16 protein-coding genes and 1 pseudogene are annotated in these 18,849 nt (G+C 61.1%); 5 read left to right on the forward strand and 12 right to left on the reverse strand.

What is annotated here, in order from left to right; genetic code table 11:
- Positions 1–724: RNA-guided endonuclease TnpB family protein (locus HKD46_RS10210; protein ID WP_171865373.1), on the reverse strand; the 724-nt coding region annotated here is incomplete at its 3' end.
- Positions 725–781: 57 nt separating this feature from the next.
- On the opposite strand from HKD46_RS10210, the gene tnpA reads away from it, so the two are divergent.
- Entirely contained in the window at positions 782–1,186 is a 405-nt protein-coding gene (tnpA, locus tag HKD46_RS10215; RefSeq protein WP_119197662.1) for an IS200/IS605 family transposase, read from the forward strand.
- 54 nt (positions 1,187–1,240) lie between these two features.
- Here the strand turns inward: tnpA and HKD46_RS21570 are convergent.
- The 6 genes and pseudogenes from HKD46_RS21570 to HKD46_RS10245 all read right to left on the reverse strand — a co-directional run.
- Positions 1,241–1,732 (reverse strand): annotated as a pseudogene (locus HKD46_RS21570) (sensor histidine kinase); the annotation flags it as partial.
- Between the two features lie 64 nt (positions 1,733–1,796).
- Positions 1,797–2,084 carry a 50S ribosomal protein L25 gene (gene rplY, locus HKD46_RS10225; protein WP_010674717.1) on the reverse strand — a complete coding sequence of 96 codons (288 nt, stop codon included), beginning with the start codon at positions 2,082–2,084 and terminating at the stop codon, positions 1,797–1,799.
- A 163-nt stretch (positions 2,085–2,247) separates the two neighbouring features.
- Positions 2,248–3,078, reverse strand: coding sequence for a LysM peptidoglycan-binding domain-containing protein (locus HKD46_RS10230; RefSeq protein ID WP_052815105.1), 831 nt, complete (start codon positions 3,076–3,078; stop codon positions 2,248–2,250).
- Between the two features lie 71 nt (positions 3,079–3,149).
- The gene (gene hrpA / locus HKD46_RS10235) at positions 3,150–7,049 is read right to left on the reverse strand and encodes an ATP-dependent RNA helicase HrpA (protein ID WP_171865374.1); all 3,900 of its coding nucleotides are present in this window, start codon (positions 7,047–7,049) and stop codon (positions 3,150–3,152) included.
- A gap of 189 nt (positions 7,050–7,238) precedes the next feature.
- Positions 7,239–7,661 carry a CBS domain-containing protein gene (locus tag HKD46_RS10240; protein WP_010674714.1) on the reverse strand — a complete coding sequence of 141 codons (423 nt, stop codon included), beginning with the start codon at positions 7,659–7,661 and terminating at the stop codon, positions 7,239–7,241.
- An 83-nt stretch (positions 7,662–7,744) separates the two neighbouring features.
- Entirely contained in the window at positions 7,745–8,815 is a 1,071-nt protein-coding gene (locus HKD46_RS10245) for a transcriptional regulator (RefSeq protein ID WP_041215183.1), read from the reverse strand.
- Positions 8,816–9,221: 406 nt separating this feature from the next.
- On the opposite strand from HKD46_RS10245, the gene HKD46_RS10250 reads away from it, so the two are divergent.
- Positions 9,222–10,544, forward strand: a complete 1,323-nt coding sequence (locus HKD46_RS10250) for a YjiH family protein (protein WP_171865375.1) — start codon at positions 9,222–9,224, stop codon at positions 10,542–10,544.
- Positions 10,545–10,601: 57 nt separating this feature from the next.
- Here HKD46_RS10250 and HKD46_RS10255 read toward each other — a convergent pair whose 3' ends face one another.
- Positions 10,602–11,483, reverse strand: a complete 882-nt coding sequence (locus tag HKD46_RS10255) for a pirin family protein (RefSeq protein ID WP_043152681.1) — start codon at positions 11,481–11,483, stop codon at positions 10,602–10,604.
- A 118-nt stretch (positions 11,484–11,601) separates the two neighbouring features.
- On the opposite strand from HKD46_RS10255, the gene HKD46_RS10260 reads away from it, so the two are divergent.
- Positions 11,602–12,528, forward strand: coding sequence for a LysR family transcriptional regulator (locus HKD46_RS10260; RefSeq protein ID WP_114522870.1), 927 nt, complete (start codon positions 11,602–11,604; stop codon positions 12,526–12,528).
- Positions 12,529–12,639: 111 nt separating this feature from the next.
- Here HKD46_RS10260 and HKD46_RS10265 read toward each other — a convergent pair whose 3' ends face one another.
- From HKD46_RS10265 to HKD46_RS10280, 4 genes are all read right to left on the reverse strand, one after another.
- Positions 12,640–12,969 (reverse strand): YbaB/EbfC family nucleoid-associated protein, encoded by a 330-nt coding sequence (locus HKD46_RS10265; RefSeq protein ID WP_005301028.1) that lies wholly within the window; start codon positions 12,967–12,969, stop codon positions 12,640–12,642.
- 124 nt (positions 12,970–13,093) lie between these two features.
- Positions 13,094–15,577, reverse strand: a complete 2,484-nt coding sequence (dnaX, locus tag HKD46_RS10270) for a DNA polymerase III subunit gamma/tau (protein ID WP_171865376.1) — start codon at positions 15,575–15,577, stop codon at positions 13,094–13,096.
- A 177-nt stretch (positions 15,578–15,754) separates the two neighbouring features.
- Positions 15,755–16,300 carry an adenine phosphoribosyltransferase gene (apt, locus tag HKD46_RS10275; RefSeq protein WP_171865377.1) on the reverse strand — a complete coding sequence of 182 codons (546 nt, stop codon included), beginning with the start codon at positions 16,298–16,300 and terminating at the stop codon, positions 15,755–15,757.
- 132 nt (positions 16,301–16,432) lie between these two features.
- Entirely contained in the window at positions 16,433–16,810 is a 378-nt protein-coding gene (locus tag HKD46_RS10280) for a YbaN family protein (protein ID WP_039039141.1), read from the reverse strand.
- 177 nt (positions 16,811–16,987) lie between these two features.
- Here HKD46_RS10280 and dusC point away from each other — a divergent pair, with 177 nt between their 5' ends.
- Both dusC and HKD46_RS10290 read left to right on the forward strand, forming a co-directional pair.
- Positions 16,988–17,932, forward strand: a complete 945-nt coding sequence (gene dusC / locus HKD46_RS10285; RefSeq protein ID WP_171865378.1) for a tRNA dihydrouridine(16) synthase DusC — start codon at positions 16,988–16,990, stop codon at positions 17,930–17,932.
- A 56-nt stretch (positions 17,933–17,988) separates the two neighbouring features.
- Entirely contained in the window at positions 17,989–18,816 is an 828-nt protein-coding gene (locus HKD46_RS10290) for an AraC family transcriptional regulator (RefSeq protein WP_171865379.1), read from the forward strand.
- The last annotated feature ends 33 nt before the right edge of the window (positions 18,817–18,849 follow it).

Here is an 18,849-nt window from a genome sequence, read left to right on the forward strand (position 1 = left end):
GCTGGATCTTGGCTTTTTGTTTCTTCCAGTTGCTGCTGAACTTTACCTTTTTGCTCAACTGGCGTTGGAGCCTTGCCAGCTTGGTCTGATTGGTTTTGAAGCTGTTGACGGGCTCAAACACCGTGCCATCTGACAGGGTTGCGAGCTTGGCGATCCCCGCATCTAGCCCGACCATTGAGCCGGAGGGGTGAATTGGCTCAAGCGTCTCCTGCTCGACCTGAAAGGAGATATACCAGTGCCCGGCTGCTTGGCTGACGGTCGCGTTTTTAATTTTTCCTTCAACTGGCTGGGACTGGCGAAACTTGACCCACGCCAGCCCGGCAGGAAGCTTCACGCGACCTTTTTCAAGGCGGCAATACTTGTCAAAGTTGACGAAGCGGATTGAGTCGCGGTTGTCGCTTTTCTTCTTGAAAACGGGAGCCTTGGCGGCGAGTTTTTTATCAAAGCAGCGCATCCACGCGCCGTGCAAGTCTTTGAGTTTCTGCTGGAGGTTGTCGGTATATGCCTCGGTCAGAAAGGCCATTTCTGGGTCTTTCTTCCAACTGGTGAGCATCCGGTTCAGCTCAAAGGCAGAAGGCAGTTTTTCGCCAGCATCCAGAATGCGTTTGGTTTCTGCCAGCCCGTGATTCCAGACATAACGAGCACAACCGCCCAACTGGCGCAGGCGTTGCGCTTGTTGGGCGGTCGGTTCGAGTCGGAATTTGTAGGCTTTCAGAATTTGCATTTAGCGCTCAGTGTGTAGCATTATTGCCATATCTATTAAGCCCGATTGAGTGACAGAATGCAATTCACTAAAATTAATAAATCACGCCATGCGACCTACGTTTTGCACGTACATTTGGTGTTTATCACCAAGTATCGAAAGCCGATACTGGGGGATCTGCATCACGCTTCCTTCGGTCAGTGTGCGGCAGAGGTTTGCAGAGATTTTGGTGCGGAACTGAAAGAGTGTGACGGAGAGGCTGATCATGTTCACATGCTGATAGAGTACGGCCCAACAGTGCAGCTATCGGTGCTGGTGAACTCGTTAAAGGCGGTCACATCAAGGCGACTGCGTAATGAATTTCTGGACTTGAGGGGTGCTTACAGCAAACCCGTACTCTGGTCACGCTCTTACTTTGTGGGCTCTTGCGGCGGTGCGCCGTTAGAGGTGATCAAGCAATACATTCAAAACCAGCGGGGCTGACGCCCCGGCGAAATTCCCCTCCCACCTACGTCGGAGGGAGTCCCCTTTCGCATTTAAGATGGGGTTGAAGGGGCGATCGATCACCCCGTGTTCAACGTTGAGATCGAGCGGCGAGACGTAGACCCGCTCCCAGGGCAGCGCCATGGCATCGCGAAAGTAGTAACGCTCCCCCTTGTTCTGCAACTGGTCGTCCGTCACACGCCACAGATGCTGGCCCTGGCGATCGATGCGCACCCGCTCCATGCCATCCGGGGCAAGCCAACGCACCTGGGCATAGTCGGGATTGCGGTTCAGCAGGATGGTGAACTGGACGGCCAGGGTGTCACGGTCATTGCGAGCCGCCGCTTCGAGCAGGATGGGTTCTTCCGACATGCTGCGCACATGGCGCAGCGGCACCGCCAGCTCGCCGTCAAGGCGGCCGCTGGCAAGCGCCAGGAAGGTGCTCTCATCACTGCGAACGCGATAGAGCTCGCGCTCGATCAGTGCATTGCCCAGCAGATAGCTACCTGCCAGGACAAGCAGCAGAATAGGTGAAAACAGCAGGATATTGCTGTAAAAACAAAGAGGCCACCCGATTGGGTGGCCTCTTCACAGGAAAGTTCGTTGTCGATTAGACGCGAACGAAATCCAGGTGAACCAGCTTGTAGCGAACCGGGTGACGCTGGATAGCCTTCACGTTCACTTTGACTTCTTCACCGTTGATGACCAGGGTCAGCTCGGAGGAGTAGAACTCCGGCTTCTCTTGGGCCAGGATCAGCTTCTTGTGGTCCAGGGTAACGGACACGGCTTCTTTGCCTGCACCGTAAACGATGGCAGGAACCAGGTCAGCATGACGCAGGCGGCGGCTCGCACCTTTCCCCAGGTCAGAACGGACTTCAGCTTGGAATACGAAAGACATAGTGATTATCTCTTTTAAGATGAATGTATGGTGTTGACTGCGACCGGTCAGCACCTCGCAAAACGAGCGCGAATACTAGCACGGGCCCGGAGGGGATACAAGGAAAGAACCCGCGTCACTCCTCTTTGGCCAAGAGGCACTCCACCACGCCTCTCGCCATCCCCTAGCGCCCCTGCTCCAGACGGGCAAACTGCTGCTGTCGCTGGGCCGGGCTCAGGGAATCGAATTGCGCCAGAGTCTGCGCTTTCGGGCAATAGAGGCGCTGCCCGGCCTGTACCTGGATCCCTTTGGCCATCCTGTCACGATTTTCCTGCACCAGCGCCAGCAGATAACTGTAAGTATCCGAGCCGCCGGCCTCCTTTGACTGAAGCTGGCTTGCAATGCGCCACAGGGTTTCTCCCGGCGCCACCTGATGACAAACCCGCGATGCCTCCCCTGCCGCCGTGGCGGAAAGAATCAGGGTCGCCTGCTCAGGGGCAGAATCTGCGGTGGCCATGGGCTGTGCATCTCCCTGTCTTGCCAAGGCCTGTGTGGGGACCAGCCCCCCAAGCCGTGCGAGCAAGGGCTCCCCCAGAGGCATCCGCATCTTCCTCTCCCGGGGCAGGGAGAACTCGGCGACAAAGGCGACAGCGCCCGGGACTTCGAACGAGGGGGCCGAGGAGGCGGCTTGCAGTACTGATTGGTGGGGAGCCATTCCATAGGCCATCTCATCGATGCGCTTCAGCCTGGCCAGGTAAGCCTTGGAGAGCTGGGCCTCCCCTTCGAACAGATCGAAGGGGGGCACCAGCCGGGCAGGAAAGAGGATCTGCCAGCGGCCATTCTTCTTTCTCTGTTCAAGTGGGGGAAACTGATTGCCCCGCCAGGCCGCAAAAATGGGCGGCACGGGGCGCTGCACCGGATAGAACTCCGGGTTGAGCTGCACCCAGGTTTGTTCCGCAATGGGTTGATACCCGCTGATGTTGACCAGTGCCACCCCCAACCAGATCCCCAGCATATGACGGCCTCCCTTCCCTTTGGCGTCTCGTTGCTTTCACACTATGGCTCAGAAAACAGATAGATGGCAGCTTAGCACTGGGCAATGGCGCTCTGCACCCGTTTATCCGAGATAGGGTATGGCGTCCCCAGTTGCTGGGCGAAGAAGGAAACTCGCAGCTCCTCGATCATCCAGCGGATATTGGCTACCTCGGCCGGGATCAGCTGGGATTTGGGGATCTTGGCGAGCAGTGCCTTGTACTCCGACTCCACGCTGTGCACCTTGAGCATGTAGACCCGATCCCGGTTGGGATCGATGGCGAGCTTCTCGAGACGACGCTCGATGGCCCGCAGGTAGCGCAGCAAGTCAGGCAGCCGCTGCCAGCCGGTCTCGGTGACAAAGCCCTTGTGGATTAGGTTGCCGAGCTGCTGCTGGATGTCGGACATGGCAAAGGCGGTGTCGAGCTGCATCTTGCCCTTGAGCCGCTTCTTGATCTCGTGGGATAGCGTCAGCACGCCTTCCACCTGCTTGGCCACCTCCACCACCGCATCGTTGAGCTCGGCGCGGACAAACTCCTTGAGCGCCTCGAAACCGGCCTCGTCCCAGGCCATGCCGCCGTGCTGCTCAATCAGCTTGTCACAGCCGCAGGCGATGCAGTCATCGATAAGCTCGGCCACCTTGCCAAACGGGTTGAAATAGAGCCCGAGCTTGGCCTTGTTGGGCAACTTCTCCTGCAGATACTTGATGGGAGATGGCACGTTGAGCAGCACCAGCCGGCGTTGGCCTGCCCACATCAGCTGCTGCTGCACCACTGGACTCTCCACCAGCTGGATGGCGACCGAATCCTTCTCGTCCACCAACGCCGGATAGGCCTTCACCTCGAACCCACCGCGCTTCTGACTGTACTCTTGCGGCAGTTCGCCAAAGCTCCACAGGGTGAGGCCAGACTGCTCGATATCATCGTCCGCCACTTGCGACAGAGTCTCCTGCACCTTGCCGCGCAGGGACTCTTTCAATGCCTCCAGATCCTTGCCTTCCGCCACCTTCTTGTGCTTGTCGTCCACCACCCGGAAGGTGAGTTTCAGGTGATCGGGCACCGCAGCCCAATCCCAGGATTCACGGGGCACGGTCACGCCGGTCATGCGGCGCAGCTGGCGCTCCATCTCGTCCAAAAGCGGCCCCTGTTCGGGATTGATGCTGGCAAGCAGCGCATCGGCATAGTTGGGGGCCGGCACGAAGTTCTTGCGCATCGGCTTTGGCATCGACTTGATGAGGGCGACCAACAGATCGTGACGCAGCCCCGGGATCAACCACTCGAACCCCTTCACCTCCACCTGATTCAGGAGCGGCAGCGGAATATGCAGGGTCACGCCATCCGCCGCCTCCCCCGGCTCGAACTGATAGGTCAACTTGAGCTTGAGACGCCCCTGCTGCCAGAAGTTGGGGTAGTCGAGATCGCTGATGTGGGCCGCATCTCCCTTCATCAGCATCTCTTTTTCGAAGTTGAGCAGCTCGGCGTCCTGCTTTTGCGCTTCCTTCCACCACTTGTCGAAATGGCGGCTTGATATCACCTCCTCCGGCAAACGGGCATCGTAGAAGCGGAACAAGTCCTCGTCATCCACTAGGATGTCGCGACGCCGCGACTTGTGCTCCAGCGCCTCTACCTCGGCCAGGAGCTTGCGGTTATCGCTGAAGAAACGGTGACGGGTCTCGAAATCCCCCTCCACCAGCGCGCGGCGGATGAAGAGCTCGCGGCACAGGGCCGGATCGATGCGGCTGAAGTTGATGGTGCGCTCGTTGACCAAAGTCAGACCATAGAGGGTCACCTTCTCCTTGGCCATCACTGCGCCGTTTTTCTTCGACCAGTGAGGGTCGCTGTGGTGCAGCTTGATGAGGTGACCTGCCAGCGGCTCCACCCACTCCGGTTCAATCTTGGCGTTGATGCGGGCGTAGAGGCGCGAGGTCTCCACCAATTCTGCGGCCATCACCCACTTGGGCGGTTTCTTGAACAGACCAGAGGCCGGGAAGAGGTGGAAACGGCCATTGCGGGCGCCGAGGAACTCGGGCTTTTCCAGATCCTTGTTGCCGATATGGCTCAAGAGGCCGGTCAGCAGGGCGCAGTGCACCGTCTTGAAATCTGCCGGTTCCTGGTTGGCTTTAAAACCCAGCTCCTTGACCGTCTGACGCAGCTGGAAGTGAATATCCTGCCACTCGCGCACCCGCAGGTAGGAGAGAAACTCCTTCTGACACATGCGGCGAAACGGGTTGCTGCCAAGGAGATCCTGCTGCTCTTTCAGATAGTTCCAGAGGTTAACAAAAGCGAGGAAGTCGGAATCCTTGTCTTCAAAACGTCTGTGCTGCTCGTCGGCGGCCTGCTTTTTCTCCATGGGCCGCTCGCGGGGATCCTGAATGCTGAGGGCGGCGGTGATCACCATCACCTCGCTCAAGCAGCCGGTCTGCGCCGCACTGATCACCATCTTCGCCAGACGCGGATCAAGGGGGATACGCGAGAGCTGGCGACCGGTCTCGGTCAGCTGCAGCTTGGCTTCGCGATCGCCGGTGGCGGGCAGCTCGCGCACCGCCTCCAGCTCTTTCAAGAGGGTCAGACCGTCCTTGATATGGCGCGACTCCGGCGGCTCGACGAACGGGAAAGCCTCCATATTGCCAAGGCCGAGCGCCAGCATCTGCAGGATGACGGAGGCCAGGTTGGTGCGCAGGATCTCGGGGTCGGTAAAGGCCGGACGGCTATTGAAATCCTCCTCTGAGTAGAGGCGGATACAGATACCATCCGCCACCCGACCGCAACGCCCTTTACGCTGGTTGGCGCTGGCCTGGGAGACCGGCTCGATGGGCAGGCGCTGCACCTTGGTGCGCCAGGAGTAGCGGCTGATGCGGGCGGTGCCCGGATCGATGACGTAGCGAATGCCCGGCACCGTCAGCGAGGTCTCCGCCACGTTGGTGGCCAGCACGATGCGCCGCCCGGCATGTTGCTGAAACACCTTGTTCTGCTCGGCGTTGGAGAGGCGGGCGTAGAGCGGCAGTACCTCGGTATCGCGCAGGTTGAGCTTGCGCAGGGCATCGGCGGTATCGCGGATCTCCCGCTCGCCGTTCATGAAGATGAGGATGTCCCCGAGCCCCTCGCGTGCCAGCTCTTCCACCGCATCGAAGATCCCCTGCAGCTCGTCGCGCTCCTCCAGCCCTTCGCTTTTATCACTGACGAGCGGGCGGTAGCGCACCTCCACCGGGTAGGTGCGGCCAGAGACCTCGATCACCGGCGCCTTGTTGAAATGCCGGGAGAAACGCTGGGGGTCAATGGTAGCCGAGGTGATGATCACCTTGAGATCGGGGCGCTTTGGCAGCAGCTGTTTGAGATAACCCAGAATGAAGTCGATGTTGAGGCTGCGCTCGTGGGCCTCATCGATGATGATGGTGTCGTACTGGGTCAGCATCCGGTCGTTCTGGATCTCGGCCAGCAGGATACCGTCGGTCATCAGCTTGATGTGGGTCTGCTCACTCACCTGATCGGTAAAGCGCACCTTGTAACCCACGTAGTGGCCAAGCTCGGACTCCATCTCCTCGGCAATACGGGCTGCGACGGTACGGGCCGCCAGACGGCGTGGCTGGGTGTGGCCGATGAAGCCCTTGACCCCACGCCCGAGCGCCAGACAGATCTTGGGGATCTGGGTGGTTTTGCCCGAGCCGGTTTCGCCGGCGATGATCACCACTTGATGCTCTTCAATGGCTTTGGCGATCTCCCCCTGCTTCTGGCTGACTGGCAGATTGTCCGGATAGGTGACCTTGGGCACGCCCGCCAGACGGGACTGATAGCGCGCCTGTGCCACATCCAGGTCAGCGGCGATGGTCTCGAGCACGGCAGCCTGCTTGGCTTCCGGCAGCTTCTTGACCCCGTGCAGTCGACTGGAAAGACGGCGGGCGTCGAGATTCATGCAGGCGGTAAGACGGCGGCGCAGCGCCTCGATAGAGAGAGACAAGGTACGAATTCCTTAAAAGAGTGCCCATCAAGGGCCATATCGATAGCTGGGGGAGATCCTAAAGAGCGAGGCTGGGCGGTGCAAGCCTTAAAGCGCCGCGCCAGCACATCAAGCCGGAGGCATCATGACCGTCACGGATGAAAAGAGCAGGCCGGAGCCTGCTCTTTGAAAACAACCAGACAACACCGCTCAGACTCTGGCCTGATGCACGAAACAGGTGCCAAGCTGGGCGTGGATGGCCTGCATCACATTGTGGCGGTTGATGACCCCGAGCAGGCGCCCCTCCTCCACCACAGGATAGATCTTGGGCTTTTGACCCATCATCATCTCCGCCAGATCCAGGATGCTGGTGTCGGGGCCGACTGCCAGCACCTCCTTGCGCATCACATCCCTGACCTGGGCCACCTGTTCACAGTGGTAAGCCTCTTTCAACATGACGGCGATGCAATCCTGCTCGGAGACCCAGCCAATCAGATGTCCCTGGCTGTCCACTACGGGGCCGCCCAACTGATGACTGTTGAGAAATTTTTCCACCGCCGCCTGTACCATCATCTCTGCGCTGAAGGTGATGGGCTTGGTCTGCATGTAGTCCTTTGCCTTGAGTGATTCCATGACGCTTTCCCCCAACGAGCCTCCCGAGGGGAGGCAAGAGCCGGGCACTATGTCCGGCTCACTCCAAGCATAGTCCGCATGGATCAGGAGATGGATTGCAGCAAGAGCAAGAGCTCGTTCTGGCTGTGGCAGTCGGTTTTCTTGAACACCCCTTTCAGGGTGGAGCGCACGGTTTCCACCTTGACACCGCGCAGCTCCGCGATGTCGTTGCTGCTGTAACCCTTGCTCATCAGCACCAGCAGCTCCTTCTCGCCGATGGTGAGGGGATAGAGGCTGGCCAGCGCTTCGATGTCGGGGTTGAAGGCGTGCTCGGGGTCACGCAGCACCACTTCCACATAGCGTTCAAAGCGGCTGAGTCCGCTCATCAGGGTGCATTGGACCAGCAGCGGGCGCAGGTTAGGCTGACGGGGAATGGACATATAGGCGCTGGCGCCGGGCAGCAAATAGGCAAAGCCATTGAGGATCTCCTTGAGCTGGCGTTGCTGCTCCTTATTCTGCAAAGAGAAAATGCCATTGATGGCCCGCAATTCCACATTTTCATCGGCGATACGGTTGAAGGCCACATTGGAATAATGAATATGCCCCTTGTCGTCTATGATGGCGCTGGGCTTATTATGGTTTTTCACCAGCTGTTGCAACTGATAGTTCTGGGTTTCCAGGGCCAGCAAGTTCCAATAATGGTGACTCCAAGCCGCCAGTCCGGAATAGATTTCGGAGAGCGAGGTGAGGTCGCGACTGCTGAAATCATCTTGCGCTGCACCACGGTAACTGCACAGGCTGCTCAGCCCACGCCCTTTGACCTGGCAGACGCCGCCGGCGGCGAATTGGGCGCCGAAACTTGCCAGCAGGCCCACCGAGCTTGAAATACTGTTGGCGCTGACGATCCCCTTGCACCCTTTATCCAGGTAATGGTTGAACCACACATCCTGGCGATGATGTTGCAGGTAAAACTGCTGCTGGGCCTCGGTCAGACCGCTGGAAAAAAGCTTTATTCCGTCGCTCTTGTCATCATCCCGCAATAAAAACAGGGATGAACTACAGGAAACGTCGGCGCGAAATTGGTCCACGACGAGCTTAATGTCAGAATCATTAATACCGCACTCGTATAACTGGCTGATATAGGGCGATATCCTTTCTTTCTCTAATGCCTTCACACCCGAACTCCTAATTCTTATTTTTATTGAAGAGGCATCTTACTCTGCAATGGGATAGTCGAAAAGTAGTCAAATGAACAAAGGGTTTATGATTTATTCATAAATAGTCATGAATATAGGCTCATGAATGAATATGGCCAAAAAGGGTAAATAGCCGCTCATGTTTTTCCTGGCGCTGGTCGCTGACCTCCCTGTTTTACCTCTTGATGTCTCACCACCCACTCGCCATCCCGGCCCCTCTTCCCCCCAAGATCACGCTTTTCAACATTGGGGTCATCTGCATCCACACCGATTCACATGTTGCATTTTGGTGACTTTGGTGTTTCCATTTTGAGCGCCGGACGATGTTGTATATACAAATCATCCCCTCAATGGAATTGAACCATGCGGATCACAAGGAGAGAAAATGGAACCTGAACACACGCTCACTGCACCGGCAGGATCAGGGGCCGGCATCAAGCTGCTGCTGGCCAGCCTGCTTGGCATCGCCATCTTTTTTGTTCCCTTCGAGCTTGGCGGGCGCAGCACCATAGTGGTGGATCACCTGGCCGGCTTTCTGATTGCCCAGCGCCCCCTTGCCCTGACCCTCATTTTCTTGCTCATCGCCTATGGCGCCATCACCCCCTTGCTGGATGGCCGCTGGCGCGCCCGTCCCATCGACAGGGTATTGAGCCTGTTCAAGCTGCTCGGGCTGGCCCTGGCCATTTTGTATGTCACAGACTGGGGCCCTGCCTGGTTGATGACCCCGGATCGCCTCCCCTTCCTGTTCGATAAACTGGCCATGTCTGTGGGTCTCATCGTGCCTATCGGCGCCATGGCCCTGACCTTCCTGCTCGGTTTCGGCCTGCTGGAATTCATCGGGGTGCTGATGCAACCCGTGATGCGCCCCCTGTGGCGCACGCCGGGTCACTCCGCCATCGATGCGGTCGCCTCTTTCGTCGGCAGCTACTCGGTGGGCCTGCTCATCACCAACCGGGTCTTCCTCGCGGGCAAGTACACGGTGCGAGAAGCCGTCATCATCGCCACCGGCTTCTCCACCGTCTCGGCCGCCTTCATGATCATCGTGGCCAAGACCCTCAACCTGATGGGACACTGGAACTTCTACTTCTGGTCCACCCTGGTGATCACTTTCGTCATCACCGCCATCCTGGCGCGTGTTCCTCCCATCAGTCGCCTGGCTCACCAGGGCGAGACCGACGAGCCGCTACCGGCTGGCATGAGCCGCTGGCAGGCGGCCCTCACCTCCGGGCTCACCCAGTCCCACCAGGCAGATCCCCTGCTGCGGCAATTGAAGGACAACCTCAGGGACGGTCTTCACATGGCCGCTGCCGTGGTGCCCACCATACTGTCCGTCGGTCTGCTGGGCCTGCTGCTGGCAAAGCACACCCCCCTGTTCGATCTGCTGGGCTGGCTGCTCTGGCCACTGACCTGGCTGCTGGATCTCGGCGAGCCGCTCGCCACCGCCAAGGCCCTCTCGGCCGGTCTGGCCGAGATGTTCCTGCCCGCCATCCTGCTCAAGGATGCCGACCTGCTGGTGCGCTATGTCGCGGCCGTGGTTTCGGTCAGCTCGGTGCTCTTCTTCTCTGCCTCCATCCCCTGCATCCTGGCCACCCGGATCCCGGTGAGCGTGGGACAGCTGGTGGTGATCTGGCTGCTGCGCACCCTGCTTGGCATCCTGCTGGCCGCCTTGTGCGGCAGGCTGGCGCTGGCCCTCGGCTGGCTCGGTTGACCAGGGCCCATAAAAAAACAAAGCGCCATCAGGCGCTTTGTTTTTATCGGGATTGTCTCAGGGGGCGATGACGGCGAACCGGCCGCTGTTGAAATCATCTATCGCCTGATGGATCTCTGCCTCGCTGTTCATGACAAAGGGCCCATAACCCACGATGGGTTCATCGATGGGCTCGCCACTCAACAGCAACAAGCTGGCCTCGCCCTCCGCCTCCAGCATGAACTCCTCCCCGTTGGGATCGAGCAGCACCAGTTGTGCTTCGCCCGCGCGCTCCTGACCGTTGATAATGAGAGAGCCCTTGAGTACCACCAAGGCACTGTTCCATCCCGCTACCGCCGGCAGCACCACGCTGGCCCCGCCCTTGAGCCGCAAATCCCAGATGTTCATGGGCGAGAAGGTGCGGGCTGGCCCCTCTACCTCGCCTTGTTGCAACCCGGCATCGTTCCCGGCGATGATGCGCACCCGCACGTCGCCCTCCTTGAGGCTCAGTTGCGGGATGGTGTCGCTGGTGATGCCCTGATAACCGGGCGTCGACATCTTGTGTTTGGCGGGCAGGTTGACCCAGAGCTGCACCATGTCGAGGGTGCCACCACGACGGGTGAACCCCTGGGAGTGGAATTCGTCGTGCATGATGCCGGCGGCGGCCGTCATCCACTGCACGTCTCCCGGACCGATGATCCCCCCCTGACCGGTCGAGTCGCGATGGGCGACCTCCCCTTCATAGACGATGGTGACCGTCTCGAAGCCACGGTGCGGGTGCTCCCCCACTCCCCTGGCATGATCGGCGGGCTCGAAATGTGCCGGGCCAGCCCTGTCCAGCAGCAGGAAGGGGCTCAAGGCGCGGCCATGGGTCTGATACGAGAACAGCGAGCGAACCGGGAATCCGTCGCCGACCCAGTGTTGTCGAGGGGCGCTGTAAATACCGATGACTCTTTTCATGATGCTCTCCTGGGTGATCGTCACGGGATGTGTCGTTGCTCGCATTGTGAGTCTGGAACGCTGCGTCCGGTAGACGTAAAATTGGCCATCAGCGTCCTATTTTGTGAACGATAACCCCATGCAACAGGATCTCAACGACCTCTATTTCTATGTCCAGGTGGTGGATCACGGGGGCTTTGCCCAGGCCGGCAGGGCCCTCGGCATGCCCAAATCCAGGCTCAGCCGCCGCATCGCCATGCTGGAGGAGCGACTCGGGGTGCGTCTTATCCAGCGTTCCACCCGCAGCTTCACCGTCACCGAACTCGGGCAGGCTTATTACACCCGTTGCCGGGCCATGCTGGTGGAAGCCGATGCGGCGCAGGATCTCATCGCCGCGACCCAGAGCGAGCCTTGCGGTCTGGTGCGCATCGCCTGCCCCATCGATCTGCTGCACGCCCACGTAGGGAGGATGCTGGTCTCGTTCGCCCTGGCCCATCCCAGCGTCAAGGTGCAGCTCGTCGGGGTCAACCGGGCGGTGGATCTGGTCGCGGAGGGGTTGGACATGGCGCTCAGGGTGCGACCACTGCCCCTGGAGGACAGCGATCTCGCCATGCGGGTGCTGGGTTATGCGACCCAGTGTCTGGTGGCAAGCCCGGCCCTTGTCGCGTCACTCGGCATGCCCCGGGCCCCCGCAGATCTGCTGTCATGGCCGAGCCTCGGTCATGGCGCCAGCCTGGAAGGCCATCACTGGACCCTGCTGGGCCCCGATGGGGCCCGAGTCAAACAGCACCACAGCCCCCGCTTTGCTACCACCGACATGCAGACATTGCGTCAGGGGGCGATCGACGGGCTCGGGGTCGTGCAACTGCCCACCATGATGATGAATGAGCCCCTGGCCGATGGCCGGCTGGTGCGTCTGCTCCCCGACTGGGCCCCGCGCCAGGAGGTGATCCACGCGGTCTTCCCCTCACGCCGCGGTCTGCTGCCTGCCATCCGCGCCCTCATCGATCATCTGGTCGAGGGCTTCTCCCCCCTGGCGCAGGCAAGTGCGCCGCCCCCGCCATGATCTGCGCATGGCCGTTCCCGGGGTTGCCGACATGCAAAAGGCCAGAGCTTGGCTCTGGCCTTTTCATTTTTCCCCTTCCCAGAGGAGGGGAAACGGATACGGGCAGTATTCTCAGAAGGGCATTTTGAAGCCCGGGGGCAGTTGCATGCCGCCGGTCAGCTCGCCCATCTTGGCCTTGTTCTGCTCTTCCACACGGCGCACGGCGTCATTGACGGCGGCGGCGACCAGATCTTCCAGCATCTCCTTGTCATCTTCCATCAGGCTGGGATCGATCTCGATACGACGCACGCTATGGCTGCCGGCCATGGTCACCTTGACCATGCCGGCGCCGGCTTCGCCGACGACTTCCATCTGAGCCAGCTGCTCTTGCATCTTCTGCATGCGCTCTTGCATCTGTTGGGCCTGTTTCATCAGGTTACCCATTCCACCTTTACCAAACATAGATCGTCTCTCGTCTTGAAATCCGGCATCCAGCGCCGGGCTGTGGGTTCATCTGCCCTAAGTGGGGGCAGCCAAAGGTCTTTTCAACCGGGGACAAACCCCGGCACGGTTTTTTCACCGCAATTCAGCGACTCAGTGGTTCGATGCTCTCGGGATGGAGCACGGCGCCGAAACGCTGCTGCAAGAATTGTACGTTGGGATCCGCCGCCAGATCCCGGCTCACCTGTTCACGCACCCTGAGATAGAGACGATGCTCTATCTCAAGCGGCGTCTCCCGCGCGGGATCCGAGCCCAGGGTCACATCGATGTGAACCGGGCCGCCCAGCTCGGGACCGATGATCTCGGCCAGATCGGCGCGGGCCTTGTCGCTCACCAGATGGCGCTGCTCGGGTTTGAGCAGCAGGGAGACCCGATTGCCTTCCCGGGTCATCACCGCGTTGATGGCCAGTTGGCGCAGCCGACCACCCACCCCGGTGCGGGCGATGAGCTCGGCCCAGGCGTCCCCGCAATTGACCAGCAAGGACGAGGGGATCAGACGGGCGACCTCCCCCTCCTCCTCGGGCTCGGCGTCGCTCTCCAGCGCATCCCAGTCGATGGTCTCCATCAACGCAATGGCGGGCTGAGGCTCGCTCGCGGCCACTGGAGGCGCGGCAGACACCATAGCGACAACCGCAGGTGCCGCCGCATCCGCGCTGCCGACGTCAGCGCCCAGATCCCAGGGCGGCAGATCCTCCTGCGAAGGAGGAGCCATGGTGGCGGGAGCTGGCTGGGCGGAAGTCACTGCCCGCGTGGGCAACGGGGCACTGGCAAACCCCTCGTCAAACCCCTGACTCAGATACTCTTCGTAGTCACTGGCCCCCTCTTCATAGGCATCCAGAGGGGGCAGGTCGTCATACCCCGTTTGCATGGCAGATCCCTGCCCCGGCATCTCGGGCCGCGCCGCTGGTTGCACCTCGGCCTGGGGTGAAGTCGCGACGGCAGGCATCGCAGGGGCCGGTTTGGTCGCGGCCACCGGTTTGACGGGAGTGATCCGGGCGGGCGCAGCGTTTGCACTCTGCTCGCCACGCAGGCGGCTTCGCAGCAGATTGCGCTTGCCAAGCAGGCTCTGCATGCTGGAGGTCGAAGAGATGGCGACGTCTTCCCCTTGGACCTCAACCTGCTGCGTCTGCCCGGCGTCATCCGCCGCCAACGGCGCAGAGGCTGGCTCTGCTGCAGGTGGACTGGCGGGCACCACGGCCTCGTAGCCCATCCGTTCTGCCTCACGCAGCAGCTCATCCTGCTCGGCAAAGAGCGGATCCAGCACTGCGCCCTCCTCCGCCTTGTGTGCGGGGGCGACGTGCTCGGCCTCAAGGGCCGATGCTGGCGCGGCGGGAGCCTGTGGTGCTGCGCTGGCAGCCGGGGCCGGCTCAGCCCCCTGGGGCTTTCCCGGCAGGAGCGGCGCGCTTTCCCTCGCTGCCACCATCACGCCGGAGTGCCCTGTCATGAGAGGCTGGGCTGCCAGATTGGCGGGATGGACCACCTCGCGCCGGGGAGAGAAGGCCAGCATCCGCAGACAGGTCATCTCCAGTGCGGTGCGCCCGTCAGGGGCCCAGGGTAGATCCTTGCGCCCCCCCAGCACGATTTGATAGCAGAGCTGCACCTCTTCCGGGCTCATGGCTCCGGCGAGCTGCAGCAAGGCATCGGCATCCGCCCCCTGCTCCTGCACGCTCGCAGGCAGCAGTTGCGCCATGGCGATGCGATGGAGCAGCCCTTCCAGTTCGGCATGGAGCTGATCAAAGTCGGGGCCCAGGGTAGCAATCTCGGTGATCTTGGCCATGGTAGCGGGTGCATCCTGGCGCAGCACTGCCTCCAGCAACTGGTGCAGGTGGTGATGATCGAGGGTCCCCAGCATGGCGAGCACGCTCTCCAGGCGCACGCTGCCGTTGCCGTGGGCCAATGCCTGATCGGTGAGGCTCAGGGCATCGCGCATGCTGCCATCGGCCGCCTTGGCCAGGGCCAGCAGGGCGCGAGGCTCGAAGGGTTGTCCCTCCTGATCCAGCACCCATTCGAGCTGCCTGGCAATCTGGGTCTGATCCAGACTCTTCAGATGAAACTGCAGGCAGCGCGAGAGGATGGTGATGGGGAGCTTCTGCGGATCCGTGGTGGCCAGCAGGAATTTCACATAGGGGGGCGGCTCTTCCAGGGTTTTGAGCAGCGCATTGAAGCTGTGGCGCGACAGCATGTGCACTTCATCGATGAGGTACACCTTGAAACGACCACGGGCCGGACGGTACTGCACGTTGTCGAGTAGTTCGCGGGTGTCTTCCACCTTGGTGCGGGACGCCGCATCGATTTCCAGCAGATCGACGAAATTGCCCTGATCGATCTCGCGGCAGGTATCGCACACACCGCACGGATGGCTGCTGATCCCCTGCTCGCAGTTGAGACTCTTGGCCAGAATGCGGGCGATGGTGGTCTTGCCTACCCCGCGGGTACCGCTCAGCAGGTAGGCATGGTGAAGCCGTCCCTGATCCAGGGCATTGGTCAGGGCCGTCAGCACATGTTGCTGGCCGACCACTTGTTCAAACGTATGGGGGCGCCATTTGCGCGCCAAAACCTGATAGCTCATAGATCTCGATGCTGGGAAACGAGGCATTGAGGCTGGATGCTAACACAAATGGAGGGCTGGCTGTATGGGGGATGCGCCGCCTTGGGAGGGATCGCTTGAATTTCAAACCGGTGCCCGTTCAGGCACCGGTTTGCGGCAGAAAGCAGGGTGACGAGGCCTGCCGCGCGAAGGGGCGGTTTACGCCCCCGCGAGTTCCACCAGAGAGACCACCTTGACGCCGGCGGCGGTCAGGCGGGCATCACCGCCCAGGGACGGCAGGGAGATGATGAAGGCGGCATCCGCTACCTCACCGCCGGCGCGGCGGATGAGCTTGACGGTGGCATCGACGGTGCCGCCGGTGGCCAGCAGATCGTCCACCACCAGCACCTTGTCACCGGGCACGATGGCATCGGTGTGCAGTTGCAGGGTGTCGGTGCCGTACTCCAGGGCGTAGGACTCCTCGATGACGGCGCGGGGCAGCTTGCCCGGCTTGCGCACCGGCACGAACCCCAGCCCCATGGCGTAGGCAACCGGGGCGCCGAAGATGAAGCCACGGGCCTCGGTGCCGACAATCTTGGTGATGCCTTGATCACGGTAATGATCGGCCAGCAGATCGATGGTGGCCTTGAAGGCCTCGTCATTCTCGATCAGGCTGGTGATGTCGCGAAACAGAATGCCCGGCTTCGGATAGTCGGGAATGGTCTTGATGCTCGCTTCGATAAACTTCAGGGTTTCCGGATTCATTATTTGACCGCTTATTTTTTGAGCCCTGCCATGGCGGCGCACGGGGTCTCCGCCTGGGGGCAATAAAAAGGCCCGTCACGCAAAAATGACGAGCCAACTCCATAGCATTATTGCCGCGATAGCTTAGGGATTTCACTTCTTCATTGCAACCGGCTCCAGCACCGGCAGACGCATCAACCAGGTGAGCAGGATCACCATTATGACAACCAGCAGCCACCTCACCCAGGGCAACGGCACCACCAGCAGCGATACCGAGAACGAGATCAGGATGAAGATGATGGCGCGGCGTCTGGCGTGGCGGCGAATGCCGCGATACTGCTGCCAGTCGAGGATGGGGGGGCCAAACCAGGGATGCGCCAGCAACCAGCCATGAAAGCGGGGGGAGGAGCGCGCAAACAGCGCCGCCGCCAGCAACATGAAAGGAGTAGTCGGCAGCAGGGGCAGGACTATCCCGACTATCCCGGTGGCGAAGGCAAGCCAGCCCAGGGCCATCAGACACCAGCGTTTCATGGGTACTCCTCTGCATGTATCTCTGCCTTTAGCCTAACAGAGTTGGCCTGGAAGCTGACAGCCTGGCCCAGTCGGCGGCCGTCGATTGGGGCCATCGAGTGGGCAGACGGCTGACAATCCCGGCCATTGCCACTACAATCTGCGCTCTTTTTTCTCCCCTTGTCTTCGGAAGCAGCTATGCGCGTTATTTTGGCCCCCATGCAGGGGGTGCTGGATCACCTGATGCGGGAGGTCCTCACCTCCGTCAATGATTACGACCTCTGCGTCAGTGAATTCATCCGGGTGGTCGATCAACTGCTGCCCGCCAAGGTCTTCCATCGCCTCTGCCCCGAGCTGAAACAGGATGGCAAGACCCGTGCAGGGACCCCGGTACGGGTGCAACTGCTGGGACAACATCCGGAGTGGCTGGCAGAAAATGCCATCCGGGCCATCGAGCTCGGCTCTCCCGGGGTCGATCTCAACTTCGGCTGCCCTGCCCCCACGGTCAACAAGAGCAAGGGGGGCGCCGTGCTGCTCAAGGAGCCCGAGACCATCTATCGCATCGTCAAGGCGGTGCGGGAGGCCGTGCCTGCCCACCTGCCGGTGAGCGCCAAGATCCGTCTGGGATACGATGACAAGGATCTCTATCTGGACAACGCCCAGGCCGTCTATCAGGGGGGGGCCAACGAGCTGGCGGTGCATGCCCGCACCAAGCGCGAAGGCTACAAGGCGCCGGCACACTGGGAGTACGTGGACGCCATCCGCCGCGCCCTGCCCATCCCCGTCACCGCCAACGGCGAGATCTGGAACCATGCCGATGCCCTGACCTGTGCCCGGGTGTCCGGTTGCGATGCCCTCATGGTGGGCCGGGGCGCCATCTCCCTGCCCAACCTCGCCAACGTAATGAAAACGGGGTGTGCTCACATGAGCTGGGACGAGGTCTTGCAGCTGATGGTGACCTATACAGAGCAGGATCTGGCGAGCGACAAGGCCGACTACTATCCGAGTCGCATCAAGCAGTGGTTCTCCTACATAGTGAGGGAATATCCCCAGGCCGACGAGCTGTTTCGCCGCATCCGCACCATCAAGACCGCGGACGAGATCCGCGCCGCCCTCGAGCGCGAGTGCGCCTCACAGGCCTAGACTTGGCCGCCGCCCCGCGGCGCCCTATGATGAAGGCTCATTGACAGGAGGTCAGGATGCAGGGAGTGCCGGTCAACTTTACCCATCAGCACGACAGGGCCGATTTCCGCGCCCTGCCGGGGCAGCCTGCGACCGAGCTCTATCGCGCCCACATCCAGCACCACATCTTCGATCCCCATAGTCACGAGGGGTTTGGCCTCGGTGTCATCGAGTGCGGTGCCGAGCGCTTTCGCTATCGCGGCAGCCAGCTCCTTGCCGGTCCCGGCAGCCTGGTGCTGATGAACCCCGATGAGCTGCACACGGGCGAGTCAGCCTGCGAGCAGGGATGGCGCTATCGCATGCTCTACCTGCCCGCCGACCGGCTCGAGGCCATCAGCGGCGAGCGCGACTGGTATTTCACCGATGCCGTACGAAGCGATCCGCGCACTGCCCCCGTCCTGCAGGCGGCCCTGGATGCCCTCTGGCACTGTGACAGCAAGCTCGCCGCCGACGGCCTGCTGCTAAGGGTGTGCGAGACCCTGCGCCCCCATGCCCGGGCCCTGGCTGCCCCGCGCGAAGCGGCCCACCCTCTGGGCCGCGCTATCGACTATATGCAGGCCTGTTTCGCCCGCCCCATTACCCTGGCCGAGCTGGCCGGTTCGGTGAACCTCAGCCCCTACCACTTCCAGCGCAGCTTCAAGGCCCGCTTTCACGTCACCCCCCAGCAGATGTTGATGGCCATCCGCCTGCAGCGCGCCAAGGGGTGGCTGGCTGCCGGCCTGCCCGCGGCCGAGGTGGCCGCCGCCTGTGGTCTGGCCGATCAGTCCCACCTCAACCGTGCCTTCCTGCGCCGCTATGGCACCACCCCGGTCCGCTACCAGAAACAGGTGCAGGCTGGCCGCTAAAGCGCAATCTGGTTCAATACGCCCCCCTTCCCC

The organism is Aeromonas sp. TW 6, from assembly GCF_013168745.1.
GTDB lineage: Bacteria > Pseudomonadota > Gammaproteobacteria > Enterobacterales > Aeromonadaceae > Aeromonas > Aeromonas caviae.

Coding starts and splice junctions, on each gene's coding strand:
- tnpA (WP_119197662.1), top strand. CDS start 782: ATGCAATTCACTAAAATTAATAAATCACGCCATGCGACCTACGTTTTG.
- rplY (WP_010674717.1), bottom strand. CDS start 2,084: ATGTCTTTCGTATTCCAAGCTGAAGTCCGTTCTGACCTGGGGAAAGGT.
- HKD46_RS10230 (WP_052815105.1), bottom strand. CDS start 3,078: ATGCTGGGGATCTGGTTGGGGGTGGCACTGGTCAACATCAGCGGGTAT.
- HKD46_RS10240 (WP_010674714.1), bottom strand. CDS start 7,661: ATGGAATCACTCAAGGCAAAGGACTACATGCAGACCAAGCCCATCACC.
- HKD46_RS10250 (WP_171865375.1), top strand. CDS start 9,222: ATGGAACCTGAACACACGCTCACTGCACCGGCAGGATCAGGGGCCGGC.
- HKD46_RS10255 (WP_043152681.1), bottom strand. CDS start 11,483: ATGAAAAGAGTCATCGGTATTTACAGCGCCCCTCGACAACACTGGGTC.
- HKD46_RS10260 (WP_114522870.1), top strand. CDS start 11,602: ATGCAACAGGATCTCAACGACCTCTATTTCTATGTCCAGGTGGTGGAT.
- HKD46_RS10265 (WP_005301028.1), bottom strand. CDS start 12,969: ATGTTTGGTAAAGGTGGAATGGGTAACCTGATGAAACAGGCCCAACAG.
- dnaX (WP_171865376.1), bottom strand. CDS start 15,577: ATGAGCTATCAGGTTTTGGCGCGCAAATGGCGCCCCCATACGTTTGAA.
- apt (WP_171865377.1), bottom strand. CDS start 16,300: ATGAATCCGGAAACCCTGAAGTTTATCGAAGCGAGCATCAAGACCATT.
- HKD46_RS10280 (WP_039039141.1), bottom strand. CDS start 16,810: ATGAAACGCTGGTGTCTGATGGCCCTGGGCTGGCTTGCCTTCGCCACC.
- dusC (WP_171865378.1), top strand. CDS start 16,988: ATGCGCGTTATTTTGGCCCCCATGCAGGGGGTGCTGGATCACCTGATG.
- HKD46_RS10290 (WP_171865379.1), top strand. CDS start 17,989: ATGCAGGGAGTGCCGGTCAACTTTACCCATCAGCACGACAGGGCCGAT.